The sequence below is a fragment of the Urbifossiella limnaea genome (assembly GCF_007747215.1).
GTDB classification, from domain to species: Bacteria; Planctomycetota; Planctomycetia; order Gemmatales; family Gemmataceae; genus Urbifossiella; species Urbifossiella limnaea.
Genome location: NZ_CP036273.1, coordinates 5,568,966 through 5,581,814 on the forward strand (window position 1 = coordinate 5,568,966; position 12,849 = coordinate 5,581,814).

Sequence of the window (12,849 nt, forward strand, 5' to 3'; positions counted from 1 at the left end):
CTCTTCTTTTTGTGTCTTTTCGTGCCTTTTTGTGGCCAATCCGTCTACTTCTTTCAGGCCGCGTGCGATGCCGACGTACCTCAAACCCGACGTCCTCGCCCGGGCCGAGTCGCTCGGCCTGGCGGCCCGACAGGTCGTCGAGGGGTTGCGCGTCGGCGACCACAAGAGCCCGTACAAGGGGTTCTCCGTCGAGTTCGTCCAGCACCGCCTGTACGTCCCCGGCGACGACATCCGCCACATCGACTGGAAGAGCTACGGCCGGTCCGAGCGGTACACGATCAAGCAGTACGAGCAGGAGACGAACTACATCGCCCACGTGCTCGTGGACAACAGCAACTCCATGCGATACGGCGCCGGCGACACGAACAAGCTCGAGTACGCCAAGCTCCTGGCCGCGTCCCTGAGCTACCTGATCCTCCGGCAGCGGGACAGCGTGTCGCTGCGGGTGTTCAACGCCGGCTGGGCCGCGGAACTGCCCGTGAGCAGCCAACTCGGCCACATCCACGCGATCACGCACACCCTCGAAGAGACGCAGCCGCGCGACCGCACCCGCATCGGCCCGCTGCTGGACGAAGTCGCCGACCGCATCGGCCGCCGCGGGCTGGTGTTCGTCATCACCGACGCCCTGGACGACGTGGACGCGACGCTCGCGGGGTTGCGGCACCTCCGCTTCCGCGGCCACGAGGTGATGCTGTTCCACGTGTTGCACCTCGACGAGGTGGAGTTCCCACTCGACGGCAACATCCGCTTCATCGGCCTGGAGGGCTTCGAGGAGCTGATGACGCGGCCGCACCTGCTGCGGCCGGCGTACCTGCGGGTGGTGGGGAACTACCTCGACCGGATGCAGCGCGGGTGCGACGGGAGCGGCGTCGATTACGTGCGCCTGATGACGAGCCGGCCGCTGGTGGCGGCGCTCGGCGAGTACCTGGTGCGCCGCCTCCAGACGGGGCGGCGATGACCCGAAGCCGCCTGCGGCGTGGCCTGCTGGTGGCGCTGCCGCTCCTCGCGCTGCTCGGCGCCGCCGGCTGTTTCCTGTTCCTGCACGGGCCGTCCGACGACCTGGGCCGGATGCAGGGCGACTGGGTGCTGAAGGGCGCCGACGGCCGCGACCGGGTGGTGGTGCGGATCGCGGGCGACCGCTGGACGTACCACGTCGGCGACGAGGAGCGCGGCCGCAGCCGGATCACGCTGAACCCGGCGGCGCGGGAGATTGACCTGACGGCGCTGGAAGCCGACGGCCGGCCGCGGACGTTCACCCGCGGGGCGGTCGGCGTGGAGATGAAGGAGGTCGGCGTGTACGACCTGCGCGGCGACGAGTTCCGGATCGCCAAGACGCCGGAGTGGCACGGCGGCGCCCGTCCGAAGTCACTGGACGACGCCGAGACGCCCGCCCTGACCCTGGTGCGTTTGAAGTAGAGACGGTCCGCTGCGGGTGCGGGGCCGGCTTCCAGCCGGCCGTGTCGGCTCTGGCCGGCTGGAGGCCGGCTCCGACGAATCCACCGACCCGGAAACGACTTCCGGCGAGTGCAGCGGCCGCCGATCGCCGTGATGATCTTTTGTGTTTTGCACTCATTGCGTGACTCGAAGGGGTGGGGGGTCGGCCGCACACAATGATCGCCACCAGACTGTTGCCCGTAGGATGCCCGCGATGACGTTCCTGAGTCCGTGGATGCTCGCCGGCGCGGCCGCGGTCGGAATCCCGATCGCGCTCCACTTCTTCTACAAGGCCCGCTACCAGCGGCTGCCGTGGGCCGCCATGGACTTCCTCAAGGAAGCCATCGAGCAGACCAGCCGCCGACTCAAGTTCCAGGAGTGGATCCTCCTCGCGCTCCGCTGCCTCGTCATCCTGCTGCTGGCGCTCGCGCTCGCCCGCCCCGGTCTCGACGCCGCCGGCGCCGGCGGCCGTGGTGAAGCGGTGGACGCGGTGCTCGTGTTCGACACGTCCTTCAGCATGGGCGCCGACGACGGCGACGGCAAAACGCGGCTCGACCGGGCGAAGGAGGCGGCGCTCGGCGTCATCGAGTCGCTGCCGCCGAAGTCCACGGTGCAGGTAATTCTCTGCGGCGACCGGGCCGAGAACATCGGCCCGAAGTCGCGGTCGAACCTCGATCAGGCCCGGCAACTCATCCCGACGCTTCAGACCACGGGACTGTCGAGCGACTTCCTGCCGGGGTTCGCCGCGGCCCACACGGCCGCCGAGAGCGGCACGGCGCCGGTGCGCGAGGTGTACCTGTTCAGCGACCTGCAGAAACTCGGCTTCGAGCGGCAGCAGGGCGCCCTCCGCGACAAGTGCGACGAGTTGCGGGGGAAGTCGAACCTCGTGTTCGTCCGCTGCGGCAGCGAGGGCCGCAAGGTGAGCAACGTCGCCGTCACCGACGTGACCGCCGTCGGCACGATCCCGCACACCAAGTCGCGCGTGCCGTTCGTGGTGAGCGTCAAGAACACCGGCGCGGAGGTGGCGAAGGGGATCAAGGTGGGTCTGGAGCTGGCCGGAAAGCAGGTGCAGGACGTGGTGCAGGTGGACGGCATCGAGCCGGGGCAAGTCGTGCCCGTCACGCTCACCGGCAACCTGGAGGACGCCGGGCCGCAGGTGCTGACGGTGCGCGTCAGCGGCGACCGGCTGCCGGGCGACAACCGCTTCGACCGCGTGATTCTGGTCCGCGAGGCGATCCGCGTGCTGCTCGTGGACGGCAACCCGAACCGCGAGATGCCGGTGGAGTCGGCGTCGCACTTCGTGCGGACGGCGCTCACGCCGGTGGCGCAGGACCGCACCGAGGACTACTTCGTCCGCCCGGCGGTCGCGGCGGCGAGCGAGGTCGGCCCCGGTATGCTGGCGAACTTCGACATCGTGTACCTGCTGAACGCCCCCGCCGCGACGCCCGCCGACCCGCGCGCCGGCCTCCCCGCCGACTTCGTGGCGCGTCTCCGCGAGTTCGTCGCGTCCGGCGGCGGCCTTGTCATCGGCGGCGGCGACCAGGCGATACCCACCGACTACAACCGCGTGCTGGGCTCGGGCGGCGCCGGGCTCCTGCCGTTCGACCTAAGCGGCGAGCCGGCGAACGCCACCGAGACGGCGCCGTTCGTGCCGGCGCCGGAGTCGGTGGAGGTGCCGTCGTTCCTGGCGGCGTTCAAGGAGCGGCCGTTCAGCGACGCCCTCCGCGGCGTCACCATCACGAAGCTGCACCCGCTGGCGACCGACGGCCCCGGCGCGGCCGGCGGCCGCGTGCTGGTCCGCACCGGCGACGGCAAGCCGTTTATCACCTCGCGGGTGGTCGGCGAGGGCGAGGTGGTGTTCGTCGCCACCTCGCTCGACGAGCGGTGGACGAATTTTCCCGGCCGGGCGTCGGACGCCTTCGTGCCGTTCACGCAGTACACGCTGGCGCACCTGACGGCCCGCAAGGTGCCCGGCGGGACGCGCACGGCCGGGGAGCCGCTGGTTTGGCACCCGCCGGAGGCCGACGGCCTGTTCGACCTGGTGAAGCCGCCGCGCGACGGCGAGAAGGACGGCCGCCGCGTGCGGCTCGACAAGGCGCGGGCGGGTGCCGGCGGCAAGGCGACACTGACCGCGACCGACACAGCCGATTCCGGTCTGTACCGGATCGTGGCCGAGGGTCGGCCGGACAGCACGGGGCCGGTGTTCGCGGTGAACCCGGACCTGCGCGACTCGGCGAACCTGGACGTGGCTTCCGTCGCCGATCTGACGAAGATGTTGGGCTTCGAGCCGGCGGTGATCCAGGCCGGGGCCGGCACCGAGGCGGCGGTGACGCAACAGCGCGCCCGACGCGAGTGGACGGAGTACGTGCTGCTGCTACTGCTTCTGGCGGCGGTCGGCGAGTCGGCGTGGGCGTGGCTGTGCGGCCGGGCGTGGTGACGGCACAGCCGCCCGCCGACTGCGGATCGGATTCCTTTGGCCGATTGGGTTCCCATGACGACCCCGTTGTTCGCCGAACTGTCGTTCCGGGGCTGGTTCCCGTGGTGGCTCGCCGCCCTGCTCGGGCTCGCCGCCGCCGGGTGGGTCGTCGTTCTGTACTTCCGGGAGGGCGGCCGCGTCGGTCTGCCGGCCAAGACGTTCCTGGCCATCATCCGCGTCGCCACCGTCGCCGCCATCGCGTTCCTGCTGCTCCGGCCTGTGTTCGTGAAGGAGTCGAAGGGCGACCGCCGCCGGCCCGTGGCCGTGCTCGTGGACGTGTCGCAGAGCATGGACCGCGACGACCCGCGGCCGAACACTGCCGACCAGTGGCGCGCCGCCATCGCCTTCGACCTCATCCCCGCCGACAAGGGCATCCCCAGCGACCTGAACGCCACCCCGCTCGCCGCGACCGACAAGCTACCGGACCGGCCGAAGCGGCTCGAGGTGGCGCGGGCGGCGCTCACGCACCCGAAGCTCAAGCTGTTCGACAAGCTGCGCGACGCCGCCGGCCCGCTGGAGATCGCCACGTTCGGCAGCCGCCGCACCGGCCGCGAGACTGGCGACCTGACGTGGCTCAAGACCGCTACCGCCACCGAGCCCTCGACCGCGCTCGCCGACGCCGTCAACGAGCTGGTCGGCCGCGACGAGAACGACCTCCCCACTGCGGTGTTCGTCGTCACCGACGGCCGCGAGAACGCCAGCCGGGTCGGCCTCGACGACCTGGCCCGCGAGTGCGCCCGACTGAAGGTGCCGCTGCACGTGTACGGCGTCGGCAGTTCGGCGTTCGGCCAGCTCCGGCTGCGCGACGTGGCTGTGCCCGACTCGGTGTTCGTTGACGATCTGGTGTCGATCCCGGTCCGCTACCGGGTAGCGGGCGTGACCGACGGCAAGGCCGAGATCGTGATTAGCTACGGCGGCAACGAGGTGGCCAAGAAGGTGATCGACCCCGTGCAGACCGGCGACGACCTGCGCGAGACGCTGAGCTTCATCCCCACCAAGCAGGACGCGATGGCCCCGAAGCAGGAGCTGACCGTTACCGTGAAGGTGACGAGCGGCCAGGGCGCCGCGGCCGAAGTGCTGACGGACGAAATCCTCAAGCCCGTCCGGGTCGTGGACCGCAAGCTCAAGGTGTTGGTGGTCGATTCGGTACCGCGGTTCGACTTCAAGTTCCTGCAGCGGGCGCTGCTCCGCGACCGGCGCGTGGAAGCCGAGTTCCACCTGACCGACGCCGACCGCAGCGCCCTGAAGTCGGGCGTCCCGTGGGTGCCGGAGTTCGCCAAGGGCCGCGAGGCGTTCCGCAAGGAACTGTTCGCCTACGACCTCGTCGTGCTCGGCGACGTGCCCGGGACGTTCTTCAACCAGGAGCAGCAGGAGGTGGTGAAGGAGTTCGTGTCGGAGGGCGGCGGGCTCATCCAGATCGCCGGCCGCTGGAACGCCCCCGCGGGCTGGGCCAAGGGGCCAATCGCGGACGTGCTGCCGGTCGAGTTCGACCCGGTGCGTTTCCCCATCGAGAGCGTGCAACGGCCGAGCGGTTTCCGGCCGGTGGTCGCGCCCGGTGCCGTACGCGCGCCGCTGCTGAGCCTCGAAGACGACCCGCTCGACAACGCCAAGACGTGGCGGACGCTGCCGGAGATTTTCTGGGCCTACCCGGTGAAGCGGCTGCGGCCGGCGTGCGAGGTGTTCCTGCAGCACCCGACCCTCCGCACCGAGGACGACAAGCCGATGCCGCTCCTGGCCGGGCACTACTTCGGCAAGGGGTACGTGCTGTTCCTCGGGTTCGACGAGACGTGGCGGTGGCGGTTCAACGAGGCCGACCGGTTCTTCGGCCGGTTCTGGAGCCAGGCGGTGTACGCGGCCGGGGTGCCACGCACGGTCGGCACCAAGCTGACGCAGCTGTCGCTGGACACGACCGAGCCGGTCCGCGGCAAGGCGGGTCAGGTGTACGCCCGGCTGTTCACAAAGGACTTCGCCCCGGTCACGGCCGACGAGGTTGAGGCCCGGCTGGTGAAGGTGGCGGCCGACCCGAACGACGCGGCCGCGGACGTGCCGGTGAAGCTGTCGGCGGTGCGCGGCCCCGGCGGGGCGCCGACCGGCGAGTACGTGGCGACGCTGCCGTTCAACACCGAGGGCCGCTTCCAGTTGAAGGTGGACCCGGGCAACGGCGCCCCGGCGAACCTGGACTACCGGGTGGGCCTGCCGCCGGACGACGAGCGCGCCCCGGGCGGGATGGCGGAGGGCGAGATGCGCAAACTCGCGGAGGCGAGCGGCGGCCGGTTCTACCGCGAGGAAGACCTGGCAACGCTGGCCGAGCAGGTGAAGCCGCAGACGGTGCCGTTCACGACGCGGACCGAGTACGTGATGTGGAACAAGTGGGCACTCATGCTGGTTGTCGGTCTGCTAACGCTGGAGTGGGTGGCGCGGAAGTTCAACGGGCTGAGTTGACGAGTCGTGGCGAGCGACCCACGTCAGTGGGCTGTTTCATGGCGCGAGTCCTCGGCAGGCACAGCCCACTGACGTGGGCCGCTGGCCGAGAGGGTGAGAACCGCTGATGAACCTGTTGCTCCGACAGCTCCGCCACTGGCGGTTCCGCGAACGGCTGGTCCGCCTGGCCCTCGGCGCCGGCGGCCTCGTCGGCGTCGCCCTCGCCGTCCTCGGCGCGGCCTGCTTCGCCGACTGGCTCTACGACCGCTTCGCCGACGTACCCTTCGCGCTGCGCCTGCTCGTCACCGGCGGCCAGATCGCGCTCGCGGCCGGGCTCGCCTACTTCCTCGTGCTCCGCCCGTGGGTCGCCGCGCCGCCCGTGGACGACCTCGCGCTCCGCGCCGAGAAGGCCATCCCCGAGTTCGACCACCGCCTCGTCACCGCGCTACAACTGAACCGCGCCGGGGCGAAGACGGCGGGCATGTCCGCGGTGCTGATCGCCGAGGTCACTCGCGAAGCCGGCGAGATGGCCGCGCGCCACCGGCTCACGAAGCTCATCGACTACCGCCCCGCCGGGTGGGGGCTCGCCGCCGCCGCCCCCGCCGTCCTCGGGTGGGGGCTGTTCGCCGCGATCAACCCCACCCTCGCCGGCATCCTGCTCCAGCGGCAGATGCTCGCCGGCGCCGACATCCCGCGCTCGGTGCAACTCGAAAACGTCACCCCGGACGTGTGGCCGAGTGGCGCCGAAGTCGTGCTCCGCTACCGCGTCACCGGCGAGTGGACTGAGGACGCGACGGGCAGCGCCTTCGTCCGCCCCGAGGACAACCCCGAAGACACCTACCGCCTCGCCCACGAGAGCACGAACCCCGACGGCTCGGCGGTGTTCGCGGCGAAGCTGCCGCCGTCGTCGGTGGACTTCACGTTCCGTGCCCGCCTTCGCGACGGCCGCACGCGTACCCCCGGTACCGTGAAGTTCGAGCCGCCGCCGCAGGTCAAGGACATCGAGGCGTGGCTGCTGCTGCCGACGTACCTCGGCACCCGGACCGCCAGCGTGGACGGCAAGGACGTGCCGCTGCCGTTCGAGCGCTACCAGCCGAAGGGCGAGGTGACCGCGGCCCTGCCGCTGTCCGGCATCCGCGTCGAGGCGACGTTCACCAAGCAGGTGGTCAAGGCGGTGCTGACGCCGGTCCTCCGCGGGAGCGGCAACAAGGAGGTGGACGGCACGCCGCTCACACCCGACGAGCTTTCGCCCGACGGGCTCCTGGCCGGGTGGACGTTCCCGGCGAGCGAGAAGCTCATCGGATACCGCATCGACCTGACCGACACCCGCGGCTTCGCGAGCCCCGCGCCGGCGCGGCGCGGCGTGCGGATGCTGCCGGACGAACCGCCGGCGGTGGCCTTTCAGAAGGAATCGACGCGGAACCCGGACCCGGCGCAGTTCGACGGCAAGGGCGACCCGCGGCTGTACGAGTGGGACAGCATGCCGGTAGCGTTCCGCCCGACGGCCGGCGGCGACGGCGAGACCGGCCCGATGCAGATCATCTACTCGGCCCGCTCCGAGCTCGGCGTCGGCCGGGTCAACCTGGCGTACCGGGTGGTGCCGAAGGGGCTCGACCCGGCGACGCTCCCGGCGGCGACGCGCGACATCAACCACCCGCGGCAGGACCCGGCGGGGGCGGTGTTCACCCGGCTGCCGCTCAAGGCGGTGACGGCCGACCTGCGGAAGGTCGGCCGGTGGGTGCCTGAGCTGGGGCTGTTCGAGAAGTCGTTCGCCGGCCTCGACCGCTTCGCCCGGCCGAAGGTGCAGGTGGAGTTCTACGCGGTGGCGGCGGCGAACCCGGCGACGGAGCCAGGCGGGCTGGACGCCGGCGGGCGGTACAACTTCCAGACCGACGGCCTGCGGAAGCGCCGCGCCGACGGCACTCCGGGCCGCCTGGAAGTGGGCGACACCATCGAGGTGTACATGGAGGTGTTCGACCGCTACTCGGAGTGGCTCGTCGCCCGCGGCGGCAACGCACGCCCCGCCGGCTACACCCGCGAGGCGCGCCGCAAGACGATCGTGACCGAGGAGGACGCGTACCTCCTTACCCGCCAGCGTGACGAGGCGCAGCGGAAGTTGCAAGACAAGCTGAACGACCTGGCCAACGACCAGCGGAACGTCTTCCAGCCGCCGCGGCCGAAGAACTGACGCCGGTTATCGACTTCGATCTCCGACCGGCCGGCGGAATGATTCTGCGGCGGGAGGGGGGTCGGGTTCCGGAAACATGTCACCGACTCATAAAAAAGTTGGTTCGTACCAGCCGCAAATCCGGTGATTGGCGCAGGCCGCGGCCCGTAAACGGGTTGCGACACCTCTCCGGCAGGTCACCCGTCGGCCGCGGCGGCCAGCACCTCCAGCGGGTGCCAGGCGCGGCGGCCCGTCAGGTCGCGGACCTGGTGGCGGCACGAAGTGCCGGTCGCCACCACCGTCGCCCCCGGGTCCGCGTTCAGCGCCGGCAGTAGCGCCAGGTTCGCCACCGCCACGCTCACGTCGTAGTGCTCCCGCTCGTAGCCGAACGCCCCCGCCATGCCGCAGCAGCCGGCGTCGAGCACGGTCACGTCCTGGTGCGGCACCAGCTTCAGCGCCGCCGCCGTGCCCGCGGTGCCGACCAGCGCCTTCTGGTGGCAGTGGCCGTGGAACAGCACCTTCCCCGGCTCGGCCGCGAGTGACACCCCGCTGTCACGCAGCCGCGGCGCCAGCCACGCCTCGGCGAGGTGCGCCGCCGCCGCGACGCGCTTCGCCGCCGCGCCGGGAACCAACTCCGGCCACTCGTCGACGAGCGTGAGCAGGCAACTCGGCTCGAGGCCGAGCACGGGCACGCCGGCCGCCGCGTACCGGTCCAGCTTTGCAACCCCTTGCTGGGCAAGCCGGCGGGCGTCACCGAGGAACCCCTTCGAGATCATGGCCCGGCCGCAGCACACGCCCGCCAGCTCGACGGCGAACCCGGCGCGTTCCAGCAGCCCGACCGCGGCACGGCCGATGTCGGGTTCCTGGAAGGTGGTGAAGCAGTCGTCGAGCAGCACGACGCGGTTCGGCCCGGCCGAATGACGGCGGACGGAGGACGACGGACGCCGTGCGAACCACGCGCGGAAGTGCTCGCGGTGCAGTTCGGGCAGGCTTCGGCGGCGGTCGATGCCGGCGAGGTTTTCGAGCGCCCCCCGCACCCACCGCTGGCGCGCCAGCCAGTTGCCGACGCCGGCGAAGCGGGCCGCGAGCGGACTTAGTTGGTGGACGCGCTTCACCAGCCGGTGCCCGAGCGGCCGTACCCGGCGGGCGTAGTAGGCGTGCAGGAACTCGGCCTTCAGCTTCGCCACGTCCACGTTGCTCGGGCACTCGCTCTTGCACGCCTTGCACGACAGGCACAGGTCCATCACAGGGGCGACCCAGCGCTGCGACAGCGGCGAGCGGCCGGCGTGAGCCGGCCGTTGCGTCGCGCCGGGAACAGCCGGCTCACGCCGGCCGCTCGCCAGCGTGTCACCCTCCATAGCGTGCCGCACCGCGTTCGCCCGGCCGCGCGTCGTGTCGCGCTCGTCGCGCGTCACCCGGTAGCTCGGGCACATCGCCCCGCCCTGCGTCTTGCGGCACACGCCCACGCCGTTGCACAGCTCCACGCTGCGGAAGAACCCGCCCTGCGCCTCGTAGTCGAACACCGTCGGCAACTCCGGCAGCGGCCGGCCGGGCGGGTGGCGGAAGCCTTCGTCCATCGCCGGGCCGTCCACCACCTTGCCGGGGTTCAGCACGTTGCCGGGGTCGAACCCCCGCTTCACCCGGCGGAACGCCTCGTACACCACCGGGCCGAACATCGCCCGGTTCCACTCGCTCCGCACCATGCCGTCGCCGTGCTCGCCGCTCAGGCTGCCGCCGAACTCCAGCGTCAGCGCCACGACGTCGGCCATGATGGCGCGCATCGTCCGCACGTCGGCCGGGTCGTGGAGGTTCAGCACCGGGCGGATGTGGAGGCACCCCACAGACGCGTGGCCGTAGAAGCAGCCGTCTGTCCCGTGGCGGTGCAGCACGTCGCGGAACCGGGCGGTGAACTCCGGCAGCCGCTCCGGGGCGACGGCGCAGTCCTCGACGAACGTCACCGGCTTGCGGTCGCCGACGGTGCCGAACAGCAGCGGCAGCGCGGCGCTGCGGAGGTTCCAGAGGGGGTCGCGCGTCGCCGGGTCGAGCGCCGGCACGGCCGCGGTCAGGCCCGGGACGCCCTTCAACCGGCGCGCCAGCTCGTGGACGCGGTGCGCCACCTCGGCCGCGTCGTCGCCGCTGAATTCGACCATGAACAGCGCCTCGGGCCGGCCGCGGACCGCCGCCATCGTGTCCTTCAGGCCGCGCTGCTTGGCCGCGAGTTCGATGAGCATCCGGTCCATCAGCTCGACGGCGGACGGGCCGAGTTCGAGACACGCGGCCAGCGTGTCGAGTGCCGCGGCGAGGGTGGCGAACTGCGGCACGAGGAGGCCGCGGTGTTTGGGCCGCGGCAGCAGGTTCAGCTCGGCGCCGGCGGTGACGGCAAGCGTGCCCTCGGAGCCGACGAGCAACGGGACGAGCGAGGGCGGGGCGTCGCACTGCGAGAGCAGGTTGTACCCGCTCACCTTCCGCTGGATGCGCGGCGTGCGGGCGGCGATCTCGGCGGCGTGGTCGCGGACCACGGCGGCGGTGGCGCGGTAGGCGTCGCCCTCGCGGGTCCGCAACTCCAGCTTCCGCTCGTACTCGTGGGCGGACAGCGGGCCGAACGTGCCCACCGTTCCGTCGGACAGAACCGCCGTCAGCGACCGGACGTGGTCGACCGTGCGGCCGTTGACGACGGACCGCGAGCCGGCGGAATTGTTGCCGATCATGCCGCCGAGCGTGGCCCGACTGGCAGTCGCCACGTCCGGGCCGAACACCAGCCCGAACGGCGCCACGGCGCGGTTCAGTTGGTCCAGCACCACGCCCGGCTGAACCGTCACCCGCCGGCCGACTGCGTCCACCTCGCCGACGCAGTTCAGGTACTTCGAGCAATCCAACACGACGCCCGGACCGATGGCCTGCCCCGACAGGCTCGTGCCGGCGCCGCGGGCCGTGATCGGCACGCCGAGTTCGGCCGCGATCTGCACCGTCACCGCCAGGTCGTCCACGGTCCGCGGCACGACGACGCCGAGCGGCTGAACCTGGTAGTGGCTGGCGTCGGTGCTGTAGAGGCGGCGCGAGGTGTCGTCGAACCGCACCTCGCCGGCGACGTGCCGGCGCAGGTAGCGGACCAGTGACTCGCACCGGACGGCGTGGAAGTCGGAATCCATGCGGGGTGGTATAGCCCGAATGACGAATGACGAATGACGAATGACCGAGACCGCCGTCGTCATTCGTCATTCGTCATTCGTCATTTCCCGGCGGCGGCCGCCAGAAGGACTGCGGCGTACCGGTTACAGCCGCAGTGCCCGCTCACCTGGAGGGAGAAGTGCGTCAGTTCGGCGTGCATACACAGGCCGACGGTCGCGTCCTCCTCGCGGGCGCCGTCGTGCTCGGCGTCCCAGAACCGACAGCTCTTGCACAGCCCGCGGTCGTCACCGTGATCGTCGATACGGCTGAACTCGCTCATCGGACGCCCTCGATTGGGAGCCGCCGGGTGGCGGCCAGGGTCGGAAGTGAAGCAACGCCCGTGCCCGAGCGCTACGGGGCCGCTACCGGTACGCTAACACCGCGGCGGTCGGCCCGAAAGCGAAATTTATTCCGCGACGTCGAGCGGCGCGGCTACGGCCACGAGCCAGATGTCGCCGGCGGGGTCGGGCTGGTCGAGGCCGAGGCCGTGGTGGCGGATCAACTCGAGCACCGCCAGGAAGATGCCGATCAGCCGGGCCTTGTGGTGCGGGGGGGTGAACACGTCGCGGAACCGTACCCGGCCTTCGGCTGCCACGCGCTCGCGGATTTGCGCCTCGTAAACGTGCTGCGGCGTGTCGTCCACGGCGACCGTGGCCCCGGCCGCCTGGGTCTCGCGGACGAGGCGGGCGAACGCGCTCACCAAGTCCCACAGCTCGACCGGCTTCACGACCGGCCCGGCGGCGGGCGCCGCGTCCGGCGACTCGTGCCGCGGCACCCGCGCGCACTGGGCGCCGGCGAGTTCCTCGAGCGCGCCCGCGGCCTCCTTGAAACGGCGGTACTCGATCAGCTGCTTGACGAGCTCGGCCCGCGGGTCGGGCTTGTCGGAGTCGGCCGGGTCCGCGGCGTCGGCCGGCAGCAAGGCGCGACTCTTGATCTCCATGAGCGTGGCGGCCATGACGAGGAAGTCGCCGGCGACCTCCAGGTCGAGGTCGCGCATCACGCGGAGGTAGTCGAGGAACTGGTCGGCGACGGCGGCGACGGGGATGTCGAGGACGTCCACCTCGCTCCGCCTGACGAGGTAGAGGAGAAGGTCGAGCGGGCCGTGGAAGGCGTCGAGGGCGACGGTGTACGGCACCGGGAGGAATCCTTCCTGCGGAACCGGGGCGGGTGCGCCCTCCGGACT

8 protein-coding genes are annotated in these 12,849 nt (G+C 71.4%); 5 read left to right on the forward strand and 3 right to left on the reverse strand.

The features are described 5' to 3' along the window. The first annotated feature begins 67 nt into the window (after positions 1–67). The 5 genes from ETAA1_RS22710 (at position 68) to ETAA1_RS22730 (ending at position 8,519) form a co-directional block, all read left to right on the forward strand. A complete protein-coding gene (locus ETAA1_RS22710) occupies positions 68–958 on the forward strand; it encodes a DUF58 domain-containing protein (protein ID WP_145242568.1) in 891 nt (296 codons plus the stop codon). Continuing rightward, positions 955–1,416 carry a hypothetical protein gene (locus tag ETAA1_RS22715; protein ID WP_145242570.1) on the forward strand — a complete coding sequence of 154 codons (462 nt, stop codon included), beginning with the start codon at positions 955–957 and terminating at the stop codon, positions 1,414–1,416. Before ETAA1_RS22710 ends, ETAA1_RS22715 begins: the two co-directional genes overlap by 4 nt. Before the next feature lie 232 nt (positions 1,417–1,648). After that, positions 1,649–3,871, forward strand: coding sequence for a BatA domain-containing protein (locus tag ETAA1_RS22720; RefSeq protein ID WP_202920341.1), 2,223 nt, complete (start codon positions 1,649–1,651; stop codon positions 3,869–3,871). A gap of 54 nt (positions 3,872–3,925) precedes the next feature. After that, complete coding sequence (locus ETAA1_RS22725; RefSeq protein WP_145242574.1) at positions 3,926–6,352, forward strand: hypothetical protein; 2,427 nt, start codon at positions 3,926–3,928, stop codon at positions 6,350–6,352. 106 nt (positions 6,353–6,458) lie between these two features. After that, positions 6,459–8,519, forward strand: coding sequence for a hypothetical protein (locus tag ETAA1_RS22730; protein WP_145242576.1), 2,061 nt, complete (start codon positions 6,459–6,461; stop codon positions 8,517–8,519). A gap of 176 nt (positions 8,520–8,695) precedes the next feature. Here the strand turns inward: ETAA1_RS22730 and ETAA1_RS22735 are convergent, their stop codons facing one another. The 3 genes from ETAA1_RS22735 to ETAA1_RS22745 form a co-directional block, all read right to left on the reverse strand. Continuing rightward, complete coding sequence (locus ETAA1_RS22735) at positions 8,696–11,647, reverse strand: FAD-binding and (Fe-S)-binding domain-containing protein (protein WP_145242577.1); 2,952 nt, start codon at positions 11,645–11,647, stop codon at positions 8,696–8,698. Between the two features lie 80 nt (positions 11,648–11,727). Continuing rightward, entirely contained in the window at positions 11,728–11,946 is a 219-nt protein-coding gene (locus tag ETAA1_RS22740; protein ID WP_145242579.1) for a hypothetical protein, read from the reverse strand. 126 nt (positions 11,947–12,072) lie between these two features. Next, the gene (locus ETAA1_RS22745) at positions 12,073–12,801 is read right to left on the reverse strand and encodes a segregation and condensation protein A (RefSeq protein WP_202920342.1); all 729 of its coding nucleotides are present in this window, start codon (positions 12,799–12,801) and stop codon (positions 12,073–12,075) included. Positions 12,802–12,849 lie beyond the last annotated feature (48 nt).